Annotated in this window: 13 protein-coding genes; 12 read left to right on the top strand and 1 reads right to left on the bottom strand. The window is 63.8% G+C overall.

From position 1 onward, the window contains the following. Positions 1-203: 203 nt before the first annotated feature. The 5 genes from gmk to ACVOLQ_RS20630 all read left to right on the top strand — a co-directional run bounded on the left by gmk (position 204) and on the right by ACVOLQ_RS20630 (position 5,925). The gene (gene gmk / locus ACVOLQ_RS20650) at positions 204-824 is read left to right on the top strand and encodes a guanylate kinase (RefSeq protein WP_481529148.1); all 621 of its coding nucleotides are present in this window, start codon (positions 204-206) and stop codon (positions 822-824) included. Between the two features lie 124 nt (positions 825-948). Further along, positions 949-1,248, top strand: a complete 300-nt coding sequence (gene rpoZ / locus ACVOLQ_RS20645; protein WP_313173485.1) for a DNA-directed RNA polymerase subunit omega — start codon at positions 949-951, stop codon at positions 1,246-1,248. Positions 1,249-1,354: 106 nt separating this feature from the next. After that, a complete protein-coding gene (locus tag ACVOLQ_RS20640; protein WP_313173484.1) occupies positions 1,355-3,514 on the top strand; it encodes a RelA/SpoT family protein in 2,160 nt (719 codons plus the stop codon). Between the two features lie 719 nt (positions 3,515-4,233). Continuing rightward, positions 4,234-4,866, top strand: coding sequence for an FABP family protein (locus ACVOLQ_RS20635; RefSeq protein ID WP_481529147.1), 633 nt, complete (start codon positions 4,234-4,236; stop codon positions 4,864-4,866). 675 nt (positions 4,867-5,541) lie between these two features. Then, positions 5,542-5,925 carry a RidA family protein gene (locus ACVOLQ_RS20630; RefSeq protein ID WP_057629049.1) on the top strand — a complete coding sequence of 128 codons (384 nt, stop codon included), beginning with the start codon at positions 5,542-5,544 and terminating at the stop codon, positions 5,923-5,925. Between the two features lie 57 nt (positions 5,926-5,982). Here ACVOLQ_RS20630 and ACVOLQ_RS20625 read toward each other — a convergent pair whose 3' ends face one another. Beyond that, positions 5,983-7,020 (bottom strand): AraC family transcriptional regulator, encoded by a 1,038-nt coding sequence (locus ACVOLQ_RS20625; RefSeq protein WP_481529146.1) that lies wholly within the window; start codon positions 7,018-7,020, stop codon positions 5,983-5,985. A gap of 117 nt (positions 7,021-7,137) precedes the next feature. Between ACVOLQ_RS20625 and ACVOLQ_RS20620 the strand changes: the two genes are divergently transcribed. From ACVOLQ_RS20620 to ACVOLQ_RS20590, 7 genes are all read left to right on the top strand, one after another. Beyond that, on the top strand, positions 7,138-8,373 hold the full coding sequence (locus tag ACVOLQ_RS20620) for a parallel beta-helix domain-containing protein (protein WP_481529145.1): 1,236 nt from the start codon (positions 7,138-7,140) through the stop codon (positions 8,371-8,373). 9 nt (positions 8,374-8,382) lie between these two features. Beyond that, positions 8,383-9,570 carry an SO2930 family diheme c-type cytochrome gene (locus ACVOLQ_RS20615; RefSeq protein ID WP_481529144.1) on the top strand — a complete coding sequence of 396 codons (1,188 nt, stop codon included), beginning with the start codon at positions 8,383-8,385 and terminating at the stop codon, positions 9,568-9,570. Positions 9,571-9,606: 36 nt separating this feature from the next. Continuing rightward, positions 9,607-12,057, top strand: coding sequence for a TonB-dependent receptor (locus ACVOLQ_RS20610; RefSeq protein ID WP_481529143.1), 2,451 nt, complete (start codon positions 9,607-9,609; stop codon positions 12,055-12,057). Between the two features lie 239 nt (positions 12,058-12,296). Beyond that, complete coding sequence (gene recG, locus ACVOLQ_RS20605; protein WP_481529142.1) at positions 12,297-14,426, top strand: ATP-dependent DNA helicase RecG; 2,130 nt, start codon at positions 12,297-12,299, stop codon at positions 14,424-14,426. A 65-nt stretch (positions 14,427-14,491) separates the two neighbouring features. Beyond that, complete coding sequence (locus ACVOLQ_RS20600) at positions 14,492-15,427, top strand: nucleoside hydrolase (RefSeq protein ID WP_313495631.1); 936 nt, start codon at positions 14,492-14,494, stop codon at positions 15,425-15,427. A gap of 96 nt (positions 15,428-15,523) precedes the next feature. Then, the gene (locus ACVOLQ_RS20595; RefSeq protein ID WP_056931181.1) at positions 15,524-15,766 is read left to right on the top strand and encodes a type B 50S ribosomal protein L31; all 243 of its coding nucleotides are present in this window, start codon (positions 15,524-15,526) and stop codon (positions 15,764-15,766) included. 278 nt (positions 15,767-16,044) lie between these two features. Then, complete coding sequence (locus tag ACVOLQ_RS20590; RefSeq protein ID WP_312914210.1) at positions 16,045-17,319, top strand: citrate synthase; 1,275 nt, start codon at positions 16,045-16,047, stop codon at positions 17,317-17,319. Positions 17,320-17,649 lie beyond the last annotated feature (330 nt).

Raw genomic sequence — 17,649 nt, 5'->3', positions numbered from 1 at the left:
CGCCCCCCGCCCTGCGCCACCTGCCACCGCGGCTGGGCTCCGCCCCCCCGGTCCCCGCCCCCCCCCCCCCCCCCCCCCCCCCCCCCCCCCCCCCACTACAGGTGGAGCCGCCCCCGCGGTAACTGGGGGCCTTCACCCCTCGATCCTGCACAGACCCGCCCGCGCCGGTACAATGCCGGGCCATTCCGACGTTGGCCCACCGCATGCGTGGCACCCTTTATATCGTCGCTGCCCCGTCCGGGGCCGGCAAAAGCAGCATCGTCAACGCCACTTTGGCGCGTGACCCGCACATTTCGCTGTCGATTTCCTTCACCTCGCGCGCCATGCGCCCGGGCGAGGTCAACGGCAAGCATTACCACTTCGTCCCCGCCGCCGAGTTCGAGCAGATGATCGCCGCTGGCGATTTCTTCGAGCACGCGCTGGTGCATGGCGACTGGAAGGGTACGGCCCGGCAGTCGGTGGAACCGCAGCTGGCGGCCGGCAAGGACGTGCTGCTGGAAATCGACTGGCAGGGCGCGCGCCAGGTGCGCGAGAAGGTGCCGGGTGCGGTCAGCGTGTTCATCCTGCCGCCGTCGCGGCAGGCGCTGGATGAGCGCATGCGCAAGCGTGGCCAGGACAGCGAGGCGGTCATGGCCCAGCGCTTGGCCGCCGCGCGCGAGGAAATGCTGCATTACGACGAGTTCGACTACGTCATCATCAATGAGGATTTCGACACCGCGGTGGGTGAAATGTGCTCGATCTTTGCCGCCAGCCGGCTGCGCTGTGAGCCCCAGCAGCAACGCCACGGCGAGCTTATCGCCTCGCTGCTGGCCCCTGAAAACTGAGCAAGTGATTGATCCGCAAGGGGCTGTTCAGGCCTTGGCTTGATTCCGGAACCGGTCTGCCCTTACAATCCGTCCCCTTTCCCTCATTCGATCGAGCGGCCGTTGCAGGTCGCCGGGAGCCCGCATGGCCCGCATTACCGTAGAAGATTGCCTGGAAGTCGTTAACAACCGTTTTGAGCTGGTCATGATGGCGTCCAAGCGCGCCCGTCAGCTGGCCAATGGTGTCCAGGCGACGATCGACAACAGCGAGAGCGAGGACAAGCCGACCGTGCTGGCGCTGCGCGAAATCGCCGCCCGTCGCATCGACAACGAGCTGATCGAGGAAGTCGAGAAGGCCGAGCGCGAGCGTGCCGAGCGTGAAGCACTGGAGTGGGCCGCAGCCGAAGTTGTCGCCGACGAAGACATGTCCAAGAACGACGATTGATTGTTTCTTTCGCGTTGATTGATGGTGTCTGCAAACAGCCCGCCGCAAGCGGGCTGTTTGCGTTATGGGAATTGCCGTGGAACGCCTGCTGGCATAGTCTTCTGACATGAACCCAGGCCCTTCCGCCCAGGTAGCCACGCCCGCGGGCGGGGTGATACCTGACTATGTACTGCAACTCGAGCGCGCAGCCAGCTATCTCCCCACCGAGCAGCTGCCGCTGCTGCGTCGTGCCTGGGAAGTAGGCGCCGCCGCGCACGCCGGCCAGACCCGCAAATCCGGCGAGCCCTACATCACCCATCCGGTGGCCGTGGCGCGCATCCTGGCCGAGCTCGGCCTGGATGTTGAAACCCTGATCGCAGCCATCCTGCACGACACCATCGAAGACACCCCGCTCACCGGCGAAGAGCTGGCCGCCGAGTTCGGCCAGGCTGTGGCCGACCTGGTCGAGGGCGTCACCAAGCTGGACAAGCTCAAGTTCCGCGACCGCCAGGAAGCGGCAGCGGAGAGCTTCCGCAAGATGCTGCTGGCGATGTCGCGCGACCTGCGCGTGATCATGATCAAGCTGGCCGACCGCCTGCACAACATGCGTACCCTGGGTGCGCAGAGTGCCGAGGCGCGGCGCCGCATCGCCACGGAAACGCTGGATATCTACGCGCCCATCGCCCAGCGCCTGGGCATGAACCTGATCAAGTCCGAGCTGCAGAACCTCGGCTTCCGCGCGCTGTACCCGTGGCGCCACGCCATCATCGAGAAACACATCCGCAGCCAGCCGGTGGTGCGCCGTGAGTCGATGGCGCAGGTGGAAGTGCAGCTGTCGCAGCGCCTGGCGCGCGAAGGGCTGGAACACCGCCTGATCAGCCGTATCAAGACGCCCTGGAGCATCTACACCAAGATGCGCGAGGAGAACAAAAGCTTCGACCAGGTGATGGACGTGTTCGGCTTCCGCCTGGTGATGCGCAACGTGCCCAACTGCTACCACGCACTGGGCGGCGTGCATGCCGCGTTCAAGCCGCTGGATGGTCGCTTCCGTGACTTCATCGCCATTCCCAAGGCCAACGGTTACCAGTCGCTGCACACGGTGCTGTTCGGCCCGTATGGCTCGCCGATCGAGGTGCAGATCCGCACCGAGGAAATGGACCTGATCGCCGAGCGCGGCGTGGCCGCGCACTGGACCTACAAGTTCGGCGGAGACGGCCCCAACAGCGCGCAGAGCAGGGCGCATGCCTGGATCGTCGAGCTGATCGATTCGCAGCGCACTGCCGGTTCGTCGCTGGAGTTCCTCGACAACGTCAAGGTCGACCTGTTCCCGGACGAGGTCTACCTGTTCACGCCCAAGGGCAAGATCCTGGCGCTGCCGCGCAATTCCACCGCGCTGGACTTCGCCTATGCCGTGCATACCGACGTGGGCAACCGCGCGGTGGCCTCGCGCGTGGACAAGAAGCTGGTGCCGCTGCGCACGCGTCTGGTCAGTGGGCAGACGGTGGAGATCATCACCGCGCGCTCGGCCTCGCCCAAGCCGCAGTGGCTGGAATTCGTGGTCAGCAGCAAGGCGCGCACGGCGATCCGTCACCAGCTCAAGCAGCTGGAGCACGAGGACGCGGTGCAGTTGGGCCACAGCATGCTGGACCGCGCGCTGGAGGCGATGGACAGCTCGATCGAGCGCTTGCCGAAGGGACGGCTTGATGCCTTCCTCACCGAACACCGCTACCCGCGCCTGGAAGCCTTCCTGGCCGATGTGGCGTTGGGCAACTGGATGCCGACCCAGGCCGCACAGGCGCTGATGTCCTATGCCGAGCTGCGCGCCAGTGGCGTCGCCCACCGCGCCCAGGAGAAGATCCTGATCAATGGCAGCGAACGTGGCGTGGTCAGCTTCGCCAACTGTTGCCAGCCGATTCCGGGCGACGACATCATGGGCTACCACACCGCCGGCAAGGGCATCGTCGTTCATCGACTGGATTGCCCGAACCTGGCCGAGCTGCGCAAGACCCCGGATCGCTGGGTGCCGATTGGCTGGGATACCAATGTGGTCGGCGATTACGACACCGCACTGGTGGTCGAGGTGGAGAACGGCACCGGCGTGCTGGCGCAGCTGGCTGCCGCCATTGCCCACAGCCATTCCAACATCGAGCGGGTGGATTACCTGGACCGGGATTTCAACGCAGCGGTGCTGTGCTTCAACATCCAGGTCCGCGACCGTAATCACCTGGCCGAAGTCATGCGCCGCCTGCGCCGCCTGCAGGTAGTCCAGTCCGTTCGCCGCCAATAACGGTAGTGCCGAGCCATGCTCGGCAGGGGCGTCATCGGCAATTTGTAGCAGCGGCGTAAGCTGTGAAGCTAGCGCAGCAGAAATCGCCGGACTGCCTGCAATCTGGTGAGCCACCTGCATCGCGGCTGACGCCGCTCCCACGAATCCACAGCTTGCTGTTCGGTAGAGCCCCAGCCGAGCATGGCTCGGCGCTACCTGTATTCCGCTATCCACACAGACTGTGTCCTGCTGCCTACACAAGCTGTGGATAAGGCCGCGCAGCCCTTGTGCTGCATGCCTCTGCAAAACATGATGATTTTTTGTCCACGACCTGTGGATGGATCAACTGTAGTGCCGAGCCATGCTCGGCAGGGGCCTTGCCGATATAGCAGCGGCAACTGTGGGAGCTGCATCAGCCGCGAAGCTGGCAGCGCTGGAACAACCGGGCTGCCTGCAATCGGATGGACCACTTGCTTCGCGGCTTACGCCACTCCCACAAAACCCACAGCTGGTTGTTCGGTAACGCCCCAGCCGAGCATGGCGCGGCGCCACCTGTATTCGACTATCCACACAGCTTGTGTCCTGCTATCTACACAAGTTGTGGATAACAGCGCGCAGCCCTTGTACTGCGGGCCTCTGCAAAACATGGTGATATTTTGTCCATCACTTGTGGACAGGTGGAGGTGAGCCCGCGGCGTGTTCTGCGTACCATTGCCGGGATCCCCACCAGGCTGTACCCCATGACCACGTTCCCGGAAGACATCTATACCGAACCCACTGCCGATACCAATACGCTGGCCAACCTCGGGCCACTGGCGCCGATGGCCGGTGTCTGGATCGGCGAGCGCGGCATGGACGTCAATCCCAAGGCCGATGGCCCCGAGCGGCAGGCCTTCATCGAACATGTCGAACTGCAGCCGATCGACGCACAGCCCAATGGCCCGCAGTTGTTCTATGGCCTGCGTTACCACACCCGCATCCACAAACCGGGCGAAGTGGAGACCTTCCATGACCAGGTCGGTTATTGGTTGTGGGAGCCGGCGACCGGCACGGTGATCCAGACGCTGACCATCCCGCGCGGGCAGACCGCGATGGCGGTGGGCAAGGCCGCCCCCGATGCGAAATGCTTCCGCCTGCGCGCCGAGCGTGGCTCGACGGTCAATGGCATCAGCTCCAATCCGTTCCTGGAACATGCGTTCCGGACCGAGAGCTACGAGATCGAAGTCACCATCAATGACGATGGCACCTGGTCGTACGAACAGGAAACGATGCTGGTCATCCCCGATCGCAGCGAGCCGTTCGCGCATACCGACCGCAATACGCTGCGCCGGATCGGCGAGCCAACGCCCAACCCGACCGCACAGGCAGTGTAGTGCCGAGCCATGCTCGGCAGGGGCTCTACCGATAGGGTATGAGGCCCTCGTGGGAGCGGTGTCAGCCGCGAAACTGGTGTCAATAAGTCGAGCAGGCATGCTGGCTAGCCGGATGGATCATCTGTTTCGCGGCTGACGCCGCTCCTACAGATCCGCGTTGGATTGCCAGCCGCGCTATCCACACAGACTGTGTCCTGCTGCCTACACAAGCTGTGGATAAGGCCGCGCAGCCCTTGTGCTGTGGGCCTCTGCAAAACGTGGTGATATTTTGTCCACGACCTGTGGATGACTCAACCGTAGTGCCGAGCCATGCTCGGCAGGGGCTTTCCCGCTGATTTGTACGAGCGCCGTCAGCCGCGAAGCCGGCATCAATGAATCAGTCGTCATGCCTGATCGTCGGATGGATCAGTGGCTTCGCGGCTTACGCCGCTCCTACAGCGCCGCGTCTGGTTTGCCGGGAAAGCCCCAGCCGAGCATGGCTCGGCTCCACCTGCATGCGGCTATCCACACAGCTTGTGCCCTGTGATGCCTACAAGCTGTGGATAAATCTCCATGGGCCTTGTGCTGCAAAGCTTTCGGATCGCTGGTGATTTTTTGATCAATGCCAGCCTGGTCAGCCGCCCGCCAAGGTGGCAACGTTACAATGACCGACCTTTTTCCAGACTGGAGCTGTCCATGTCCCGCCAGATCATCAACACCGCCAACGCCCCGGCCGCCATCGGCCCGTACTCGCAGGCCGTGCGCGCCGGCAACACCGTGTACTTCTCCGGCCAGATCCCGCTGGACCCGGCCACCGGTGAGATCGTCGCCGGCGACGTCACCGCGCAGGCCCGCCGCGCCTTCGACAACCTCAAGGCCGTGGCCGAGGAAGCCGGTGGCTCGCTGGACAAGATGGTGCGCCTGGGCCTGTACCTGACCGACCTGGGCGAGTTCGCCAAGGTCAACGCGGTCATGCAGGAATACTTCCAGGCCCCGTTCCCGGCCCGTTCGACCATCGAAGTGTCGGGCCTGCCGAAGGGCGCCGCGTTTGAAGTCGACGCGATCATGATCATCGACTGATCGATCATTGCCGTCGCGAGTGACCCCAGATGCCCGGCAGTGCCGGGCATCTGCGTGTCAGCCCTGGTGTTGGCGGGTCTCGCTGGGGGTGTGGCCAGTCCAACGCTTGAACGCGCGGCGGAACTCTCGCGCATCGTTGAAACCCAGCTGGTTGCCGACCGCTGCAATGCTCAGCTCCAGGTCCTGCAGCAGTTCCAGGGCCAGTTCGACGCGCAGCCGGTCGTGCACCTCGCTGAAGCTGGTTTCCTCATCGGCGAGCTGCCGGCGCAGGGTACGCTCGCTCAGGTGCAGTGCCTGGGCGACATCACTCATCTGCGGATTGTCGCGCAGTCGTGTGCGCAACAAGCGTTCCAGCACGGCCGTGGTTTCACCCCGCATCGACTGGGTTGCCAGCTGCGCACGGCATAGCGACAGGGCCTGCTGCGACGTCACCGGGTTGTAGCTGGCAAAAGGGAGCTGCATCCAGTGCCGCTCCACCACGATGGCATTGCGTGGCTGGTCGAAGCTGGGTTCGCAACGGAACATCGTGCGATAGGCATCCAGCTTGGCCGGGGCGGAATAGCCCAGCTCCAGTCGCACCGGACTGAAGGCATCACCGGCCAGCTCGCGCCCGAGCATGAGGATGCTGGAGAACATCTCCTCACACAGGAAGGGCAGCAGGTCATGCGCCTGCTCCGGCGCCGTGGCGACGATGGACAGGGTTTCGGCGGCGCTTTCATCCAGTGTCAGGTCCATCAGGGGACCAAGGTTGCGCTGGTAGTCCAGACCGATTTTCACCGCGTCGCCAAAGGTGCGTGCGGTCTTCATCGCCAGTCCCAGCAGGCCGAAGTTGCCTCCGTTCTGCGCGCCTCCCATGGCCAGCCCAGCGGCCTCGATAGGCAAGGTGGGCAGGGCACGGCGGATGACCTCATAGGCCTGTCGATAGGAAATGCGGGTGCGCGGGTCATTGAGCTGGTCGCTGCTCAGGTGCAGGCCCGCCAGCCAGTTTTCGGTATCCACGCCCAATTGGCTGCCCAATAACAACAGGCCGCTGAGCATGTTGGTTGGCACGTTGGCCACGGCCAGTCGGTCGCTGCCTGGATTCCTGCGTTGCATTCAAGCCCCTCCAGCTTGTCCGCTTTGCCCCCCCAAGTATGCCGTTCTTGCCCTTCGCGTGAACACTGCCTGAAGGCCAGACTGCGCCCAACATCTGCCGGCGTATGGGAGTGGGTCATGCAGCGCAGCCTTACCTGGGCGGTTTCCGCCACCTTGCTCGTGCTGGCCAGTGGCTGCCAGCAGCAGGCCGAACCGGGCCCGACGGTGGCCGCTGCCGACGGGGCATTCGCGGCCACGCTGCAGGAGCGGCTGCTCGATGCCAAGCCTGGCGACGTGATCCAGATACCGGCCGGCCGCCACCAGTTCGAGCGCAGCCTGAGTCTGCGCGCCGATGGCGTGACCATCCGTGGCGCCGGCATGGACCAGACCGTGCTCAGCTTCAAGGGGCAGAAGGCCGGTGCGGAAGGGCTGCTGGTAAACGGCGACAACTTCACCATCGAGAACCTCACCATCGAGGACTCCAAGGGCGACGGGCTGAAGATCAGCGAGTCGGAGAACATCACCATCCGGGGCGTAAAGGTGCAGTGGACCGGCGGCCCCAGTACCAAAAATGGCGCCTATGGCATCTACCCGGTGCTGACAAAAAATGTGCTGATCGAGAACACCATTTCCATCGGCGCCTCCGATGCCGGCATCTATGTTGGCCAGTCCGACGGAGTGATCGTGCGCAACAGCCGCGCCGAGCAGAACGTTGCCGGCATAGAGGTCGAGAACACCCGCAACGCTGATGTGTATGACAACGTCGCCACTGGCAATACCGGCGGCATCCTGGTGTTCAACATGCCGGGCCTGTCGCAGCAGGGCGGCAATATCCGCGTGTTCAACAACAAGGTCATCGCCAACAATCACGCCAACTTCGGTGCCAAGGGCACGCCGGTGGCCAGCGTGCCGGCCGGTTCGGGCATCGTCATCAACTCCAACGATGACATCGAGGTGTTCGACAACGAGGTGCGCGATAACGCCACCACCAACATCATCGTCTCCAGCGTGTATTCCACCGGTTACAAGGACAGCAGCGCCTCGCCCAATTTCGATCCATACCCGGAACGCATCTACATCCACAACAACACCTTGTCCGGCGGCGGTGACTCACCCGACGGACTGGATCTGAAGGCCTTGAAAGTGGCGATGTATGGCCTGACCGGCAACTTCCCGGACGTGCTTTGGGATGGTTATTACAACAAGGAGCGGGTGGTGGACGGGGTCAAGATGGGCCCGCAGATCTGCCTGCGCAACGTCAGTGGCGTGATCAACGCCGATGGTCCTGGCGGTTACAAGAACCCAAGCAAGGATGCCAAGCCATTTGAATGCGACCTGCCGCGCTTGCCGGCCATCGATCTGAAGCGTGGTTGAGGCTTGGGCATGCGCAATCTGATGGTGCGGGTGATCGTGCTGGTCGGCGCCTTGCTGATGCTGGTTGGCTGCGGCAAACCGGCTGCGGTGCATTTCTTCGAGCAGGGCCAGCCGGCGACGCTGGATGAGTGGCATGTGCTGCGCATCCGCGATGGCAAACTGACACTCAATGAAGGCGTCGTACCGTATGACTTGAACACGCCGCTGTTCAGCGATTACGCGCACAAGCTGCGCACGGTATGGATGCCGAAGGGGCAGGCCGCCGTCTACCAGCCCGAGCATGCCTTTGATTTTCCGGTGGGCACCATTCTCAGCAAGACCTTCTACTACCCGCTGCCGGCGAGCGGTGTAGCTGATGGGAAGTCGGTGGCGCGCACGCCGCCGTCGCAATCGTCATTGCACGAAGAGAGCCTGGACCTGTCCAAGGTGCGGCTGATCGAAACCCGGCTGCTGGTCCACCGCAAGGAAGGCTGGGTGGCCTTGCCTTATGTCTGGAATCAAGAGCAGGCCGCAGCGACCTTGCAGCGCACCGGCGCCAGTGTTGACCTGGAACTGGTGGCTGCCGACGGCTCACGCGAAGCCCTTGCCTACCAGGTGCCGGACCAGAACCAGTGCGGCGGTTGCCATATCACCGACAACCGTTCGCGCAAGCTGTTGCCGATCGGCCCCAAGGCGCGCAACCTCAATCGTGATTTCGACTACCTCGGCGGCCGCGACAACCAGCTCGCGCATCTGCTCAAACTTGGCTATCTGAAAGACCTGCCTGCACCAGCGCAGCTGCCGCGCGCGGCCGATGCCACTGATGCCTCAGCTCCGTTGGATGCGCGCGCACGCGCCTATCTGGACGTGAACTGCGGCCATTGCCATAGCCGCACCGGTCCGGCCATCACCTCCGGCCTGTGGCTGGATGCGCCTACCCAGGATCACCTGAAGCTGGGCATGTGCAAGCAACCCATCGCCGCGGGCAAGGGCACTGGCAATCGTCGCTATGGCATCCAGCCCGGTGATGCCGATGCCTCGATCATCGCCTACCGCATGGACAGCGATGATCCGGCGGTGATGATGCCCGAGGTTGGGCGGGCGGTGGTGCACAGTGAAGGCGTGACCCTGATCCGGGAATGGATCAACGCGCTGGAAACAAACTGCGACACGGCTGGCGAAGGCCAGCCCGGCAACACGGGCCCGCCGGCGGTCTGACGCCGGCATACACCTCACTGCGTGGGAGAGAACGCGATGCGAGTGAAGCAACGGAATCTGGTAGTCGGACTGCAGCGGGCCATGGCCGGGCTGATGGTGGTGGGGGCAGTTGCCCCGGCAATGGCACAGTCGGCGACGGAGGATGCTGCCACCACGCTTGATCGCATCACCGTCACCGCGCAGAGCCGGCAGCAGGAAATACAGGATGTACCAATCGCACTGCAGGTAGTCGATCAGAACCTGCTCAACGACGTGGCCGCCGAGAATCTTGGCGACATCGATTCGCTGGTGCCGGGATTGGTGATCAGCGCGGTGCAGCCGACCCAGCCCTCGTTCCGGCTGCGCGGCGTCGAGACCGACGACTTCGGCATTGGTACCGATCCGGCGGTAGGCATCTTCGTTGACGGCGTCTACGGCGGGCGAGGTGGCGGCGTGCTGCTGCCCTTCGTCGATGTGGAACGTATCGAAGTGCTGAAGGGGCCGCAGGGCACCTTGTTCGGCCGCAACACCGCTGCCGGTGCGATCTCGCTGGTGACCCGGCGCCCGCAGGCGGAAACGGAGGCGCGTGCCACCGTGCGCGTGGGCAACTACGGCAAGAAGTACGCCGATGCGATGTGGAACATTCCGACCGGCGACAACTCCGCGCTGCGCTTCAATGCATTGATCAACACCAGCGATGGCTGGTTCCAGGACGGCGCCACCGGCAAGGACCTGGGCGGCGAGAACGTCTGGGCCACGCGCGCGGCCTGGCAAAGCCGATTCGGTGACAACACCACCGCCTACATCACCTGGGACCACGAAAGCCTGGACCAGAACGGCCGGGTCACCACCGGCATCGTCCCGTTGCCGGCCTATCCGGCGCGCCCGCCAGTACCGGTAGACCCGGACGACTATCTGGACCCGCGCAAGATCAAGACCTATAGCGATGCCGACAATGCCGAATGGCGCACCTTCGATGGCGTCAGCCTGATCGTCGACCACGCGCTGTCCTGGGGCAATTTCACTTCCACCAGCTCCTGGCGCAAATACGACTCCACCAACCACACCGAGGAGGACGGCACCAACCGTTTCGACCTTTACGTGGATTCGGTCAATACCGAGAACAACGAGACGTTCTACCAGGAGTTCAAGTTCTCCGGCAGCAATGCACGCTTCGACTGGGTGGCCGGTGTCAGCTATTTCGACGAGGACGCGCGCCAGACCAGCGAGGTCAACACCAATACCCAGGCGGTGGACAACATAATCCGCAACATGGGGGTGGCCTATCAGCTGGGCATTCCCGATGGCAGCCTGTTCAACTTCACCTCGATGCTGGCGCAGATGAACGGCATTCCGATTTCGCTGGTTGGCGAGAAGTGGAACGAGCGCTTCAACAACACGCTGGGTACCACGTCCTATGCTGCTTTCGGTGACGTGATCTGGAAGGCCACCGATCGCCTCAACCTGACCTTCGGCCTGCGTTACACCCGCGACGAGAAGGATTTCACCTGGCTCAATACGCCGCGCAATGCGCCCGGTCTGGAGGCCAAGCTCGGTACCTTGGAAGCGCTGGGCTTCTTTCAGGCGCTGGCGGGCATGGGCATTCCGATCACCCGCGAGCTGCTGACCTTCGACATGGCCTTCATCGACCCGCCGGCCATGGTCAACAAGGGCAAGCAGGTGCGCGACAAGAAGAGCTGGAGTGACTGGAGCCCGCGCTTCGTCGTCGACTACCACCTCAACGACGACACCATGGTGTTCGGCTCGCTGGCCAAGGGCTACAAGGCCGGTGGTTTCAACGCGCTGCAGATCGGTCCGGCGTTCGAGAACGAGGATGTGTGGAACCTGGAAGTCGGCCTGAAGCAGAGCTTCGACCGCTTCTCCTACAACGTATCCGTCTTCCACTACCAGTACGACAACCGCCAGGCGATCCGCCTGATCGATCCGGATCCGAACAACCCGGTCGACATCCCGGTCTACGTGTTCGACACCAGCGATCTGGAAGCGACCGGCGTTGACTTCGATATGCGTTGGAAGGTTACCGACGGACTGACCCTGGATGCAGCCGCCGAGTGGATAGATTCCAAATACAAGAACTACGTGACACCGGAAGGTGTGGATCTGGACGGGGCACCGACCGGCGAGCCGCGCTTCACCGCCTCGGCCGGTGCGGTCTACGTCGCTGATCTTGGTGGCAATGGCCAGCTGCGCTTCTCGCTGCGCCACGCTTACCGCGGCGCCCAGCGCTGCAACGCAGGTTCCGACTTGCAGGGTGACTGCGGCATCAGCAAGGTGCTCAACATTGGCGAATCACAGCAGCGCACGGATGTCCGGGTCGGTTGGACCTCACCGCTGAAGCACTGGAACTGGGCGGTGTATGCCAACAACGTGTTCGACAAGCAGTACGTCCGTGGCCTCAACACCTATGGGCACGATCCCCTGGGCGTAGTCGGCGCGACCATCACCGACCCGCGTACCTACGGCCTGGAAATGACCGTGAAGTTCTAACGCTTGAAGCCCCTCTCCCTGCGGGAGAGGGGTTGGGGTGAGGGCAGTTCCTTGGAGCTGAGCCACGCTCGGCTGAGGCGCTACCGGGAAAGCCCCTGCCGAGCATGGCTCGGCACTACGGATTGCTTGAGGGCGCCAATCGACAAAGCAGCAGTAAAGCAACACTTGGGGAGTAGGAAACCCCGGCGTCCAAGCTCGCCGGGGTTTCTGTTTGCGGCACATGACGGCATCCTTATGCCATGTCTGCACGCCGTGACCTCACCACCCTCGATCTTTCCACCGAACCACTGAGCCGCCTGGCCGGGGTCGGGCCACGGGTGGCAGCCAAGCTGGAAGCACGCGGCCTGAGCACCTTGCAGGACCTCTGGCTGCACCTGCCGTTGCGCTACGAGGACCGCACCACGCTGCTGCCCATCCGCGCCCTGAAGGCCGGTATGGCCGCGCAGGTGGAGGGCAGGGTGGAGGCCGTGGAACGTGGATTCCGCTACCGGCCGGTGCTGCGGGTGGCAATCAGCGACGACTCCGGTGCCACCCTGGTACTGCGCTTCTTCCATTTCCGCGCCGCGCAGGTGTCGCAGTTCGCTGTTGGTCGCCGTCTGCGCGCCTATGGCACACCGCGCGCGGGCCAGAATGGGCTGGAGATCGTGCATCCCAGTTATCACCTGCTTGGCGACGGCGAAGATGCCGCGCTGGGCGCGGTGCTGGACCCGGTGTACCCGGCAGTGGAGGGCATTGGCCCGGCCAGCCTGCGCAAGTTGATCGGCCAGGCACTGGATCGCCTGCCTGATGCCGCGGCATTGGAATTGCTGCCGCCGGCCATGCTTGCCGGCATGGGTCTGCCGTCGTTGCGCGAGGCGATGCTGACCATGCATCGGCCACCCGCCGACGCCGATATAGGTGCCCTGGGTGCGGGCACGCATCCGGCGCAGCGGCGCTTGGCGATGGAAGAGCTGCTGGCCCACCACCTCAGCCTGCGCCGCCAGCGCATCGCCCTGCAGCAACACCGTGCGCCGTCATTGCGCGGCCAGGATGGCCTGGTCAAAGCGCTGCGCGGCGCCTTGCCGTTCAGACTGACCGGCGCACAGCAGCGCGTATTCGACGAAATCCGCAAGGATCTGGCCCGCGCCCATCCGATGCTGCGGCTGGTGCAGGGCGACGTCGGCTCGGGCAAGACCGTGGTCGCGGCCCTGGCCGCGATGTTGGCAGTGGAACGCGGCAAGCAGGTGGCGCTGGCTGCGCCCACCGAGTTGCTGGCCGAGCAGCACCTGACCAACCTGCGCGCATGGCTCGAGCCCTTGGGTGTCCGCGTTGCCTGGCTGGCCGGCAAGGTCACCGGCAAGGCCCGCGCCAAGGTGCTGGAAGATGTAGCCAGCGGCCATGCGCAGGTGGTGGTCGGTACCCACGCGCTGATGCAGGACAACGTGGTGTTCAACGATCTGGCGCTGGCCATCGTCGACGAGCAGCACCGCTTCGGCGTGCACCAGCGGCTTGCGCTGCGTGACAAGGGCGCCACGGCCGGGGTGGTGCCGCACCAACTGGTGATGACCGCCACGCCGATCCCGCGCACGCTGGCGATGGCGGCGTATTCGGATCTGGATGTATCGGCCATCGATGAACTGCCGCCCGGTCGCACGCCGGTGCAGACCATTGCCATCAGCGCCGAGCGTCGCCCGGAACTGGTCGAGCGCATCCGCATCGCCTGTCAACAGGGTCGGCAGGTGTACTGGGTGTGCACACTGATCGAGGAAAGCGAGGAAGACGCGGGCCCGGGCAACGCCCGCATGGATGCGCAGGCCGCGCAGACCACCTACGAAGCCTTGTCGGCCCAGTTGCCGGAACTGCGCATCGGGCTGGTGCACGGGCGCATGAAGGCGGCCGAGAAGCAGGCGGCAATGCGTGCCTTCAAGCAGGCGGAGACGGATCTGCTGGTCGCCACCACCGTGATCGAAGTCGGTGTCGACGTGCCCAATGCCTCGCTGATGATCATCGAGAACGCCGAACGCCTGGGCCTGGCGCAGCTGCACCAGTTGCGTGGACGCGTAGGGCGCGGCGCCACCGCATCGAGCTGCGTGCTGATGTACCAGGCGCCACTGTCGGCAATGGCGCGTGAGCGCCTGGAAACCATGCGGCTCACCTCAGATGGCTTTCTGATCGCGGAAAAGGACCTGGAACTGCGTGGTCCCGGCGAACTGCTGGGTACGCGGCAGACCGGTTTGGCTACTTTCCGCGTGGCCGATCTGGCCCGCGATGCCGGCCTGCTGCCGACCGTGCACGATCTTGCCGAGCGCCTGCTCAATGACGCGCCGGCGCTGGCCGACCGTATCGTCAACCGTTGGATTGGCGGTGCGGTGCGCTACGCAGCGGCCTGATTGCGTGCTTCCACTGTCATGGAGGCCGTGACAGACTCCATGGCCAACCAGAAGTGAAGCAGAAGATGAGCAAGAAGATACCGTTGCTGATTGATACTGATCCGGGCGTGGACGATGCGCTGGCACTGCTGATGGCCTTTGCCGATGAGCGCCACGACGTGGTCGCGTTGACGGTGGCGGCGGGCAATGTCGGCCTTGAGTACACCGTGCGCAACGCGCTGAAACTGTGCGAGGTCGCCGGCCGCGAAGACGTGCCGGTATTCGCCGGCACCGCCGACCCGTTGGTGTATCCGGCCGAGGATGCCGCGCACGTGCATGGCCGCGACGGCTTTGGTGATGTGGATCTGCCGTTGGCCGCGCGCAAGGTGGAAGCCGAGCATGCCGCGTTGGCGATCCTGCGCCTGTCGCACCAATATGCAGGCGAATTGCTGCTGGTCGCGCTGGGCCCGCTGACCAATATCGCGCTGGCGCTGAAGCTAGACCCCAGCCTGCCGCAGCGCGTGAAGCGCTTCGTGGTGATGGGCGGCGCGATCACCGGCCACGGCAACATCACCCCGGCCGCCGAGTTCAATATCGCCTTCGATCCGGAAGCGGCGCATATCGTTTTCACCGCGTTCCCGTTCATCGAAGTCGCCGATTGGGAGGCCACCATCGCCCATGGCTTGATGCATCGCGATGTCGAGCAATGGTTGGCCGCCGATACCGAGAAGGCACGCTTCTACGAGCTGATTTCACGCCAGACCCGGTTGTGGTCGGAAGACAGCCGCGGCGAGCGCTGGTACGCCGCCGATGCGCTGGCAATGGCCTGGGCATTGCAGCCGGAGGGTGGCACCGTGGTTGAACAGCGGCCGCTGTCGATCGAGTTGACCGGCGCCCGCACCCGTGGCGCCACCATCGTCGACTGGAACCGCCAGACCGGCGTGGCGGACAATACGGCCTTGTTGATCGGTTACGATCAGGCCCGTTTCGAGGCCCAGGTCCGGCGGGCGCTGGGCCAGTAAGCACCGGCCCAGCGGTTCAGTGAGCGCGACTTGCCTATCGTGGCGGGTCGTGCTTATAATGGCCGTCTTGACCACCAGCCCACACGGTGCGAGCCCATGAAGGCCGATATCCATCCCGATTACCACAACGTCGTTTTCCACGACGTGACCTCCGACTTCAAGTTCCTGACCCGTTCGACCATGTCCTCCAAGGAAACGGTCAAGTGGGAAGACGGCGAAGAATACCCGCTGATCAAGGTTGAAATTTCCTCGGCTTCGCACCCGTTCTACACGGGCAAGCACAAGGTTATCGACACCAGCGGCCGCATCGACAAGTTCCAGAAGCGCTACGCGCGCTAATCGAACTGTTGTTGCTGGACAGACAACGGCCGCGCCTTGCGCGGCCGTTGTTTTGTCTTGTCTGTCGTACGGCTGAACCCTTGCAGAATCGGGCGGTTGTGCGCATGCGACGCTGTGTCGCGGCGAAACTGCGCCTATAAGACTTTTGTCTTCGCAATCTGCAAATGCTGCTGTGCGATAATCGTCGGAACCGCAGTGGAAAACTGCGGAATTCCTTCACGCGCCTGCCCGTACCCCATTCGTCAGGACAGGCGCCTTCCACTTGAGGAGCGCACACTGTGTCCGATCTTGATCAGGTCACGCTCAACGCCGGCGACAAGTCGGTCGTTCTGCCTGTCGTCAAACCCGTACTGGGCAATAACTGTGTCGATATCTCGAAGCTGACCAAGGAAACCGGTCTCTTCACCTACGACTCGGGCTACACCGCCACCGCCAGCTGCAAGTCGGCCATCACCTACATCGATGGTGACAAGGGTGTGCTGCTGTACCGCGGCTATCCGATCGAGCAGCTGGCCGAGAAGTCCAGCTTCGTCGAAGTGGCCTACATGCTGATCAATGGCGAGCGTCCGGACGCTGGCCAGCTCAAGGCCTTCGAAGCCGAACTGAGCGCCGAAGCCGGTGTCGATGATTCGATCAACACGCTGATCGGCAGCTTCGCCAAGGATGCCCACCCGATGGCGATCCTGGCTGCCTCGATCGCGCAGCTGTCGGCCAAGTACCACGCCTCGCTGGACCTGGACGACGCCGAGCAGCGCCGCCAGGCTGCCGTGCGCCTGATCGCCAAGGTGCCGACCCTGTCGGCGCTGATCTACCGCCATGGCAAGGGCCTGCCGGCCAACAAGCCGGACACCTCGCTGGACTACGTCAGCCGCTTCCTGAAGCAGACCTTCGAGTCGGCCGATGGCAAGTACGATCTGAACAAGGACGTGGTCAAGGCGCTGGACCTGCTGTTCATCCTGCACGCCGACCATGAACAGAACGCCTCGACCTCGACCGTGCGTCTGGTCGGTTCCACCGGCGCCAACCCGTACGCATCGGTCGCCGCTGGCGTCACCGCGCTGTGGGGCCCGGCACACGGCGGCGCCAACGAAGCCGTGCTGAAGATGCTGGAAGAGATCGGTTCGGCCGACAACGTCGAATCGGCCGTGGTCAAGGCCAAGGACAAGACCTCGGGCTTCCGCCTGATGGGCTTCGGCCACCGCGTGTACAAGAACTTCGACCCGCGCGCCAAGGTGATCGGCGAGATGACCAAACAGGTGCTGGGTCAGCTGGGCGTGCAAGATCCGCTGCTGGACGTGGCCATCAAGCTGGAACAGGCCGCGCTGCAGGACGAGTACTTCGTTGCCCGCAAGCTGTACCCGAACGTCGACTTCTACAGCGGCATCATCTACAAGGCGCTGAACATCCCGACCGAGATGTTCACGGTCATGTTCGCGCTGGGCCGCACGGCTGGCTGGGTGTCGCATTGGCTGGAACAGCAGGTCGACCCGGAAATGAAGATCGGCCGTCCGCGCCAGGTCTACACCGGCCACGACGTACGCGACTACAAGTAATGGCCGTGGCGCAGCGATGCGCCGCTTCCATTACGGCAAAAACCCCGCCTTGGCGGGGTTTTTTTGTGCGCCACTCCCGCAGGCGCGGAGATGCCTGGTAGTGCCGAGCCACGCTTGGCAGGAGCTTCGCAGGTAAAGCCACTGCCGAGCATGGCTCGGCACTACGCTCCCTCCCTTTGCCGCGGGCAAGGGGAGGGTTGGGGAGGGGGGCTTTTGCGGCTTTTCGCGCATTGCCAGCGTCGCGGCTTACGCTGCTCCCGTAAACGCAGATAGATGTCCGGTAGTGCCGAGCCATGCTCGGCAGAGGCTTTGTCGGCATAGCCTCCCTGC

This window comes from Stenotrophomonas sp. STEN031, assembly GCF_056759975.1.
The sequence above is the reverse complement of the archived record's forward strand: the minus strand, read 5'-3'. Positions and strand labels throughout refer to the sequence as shown.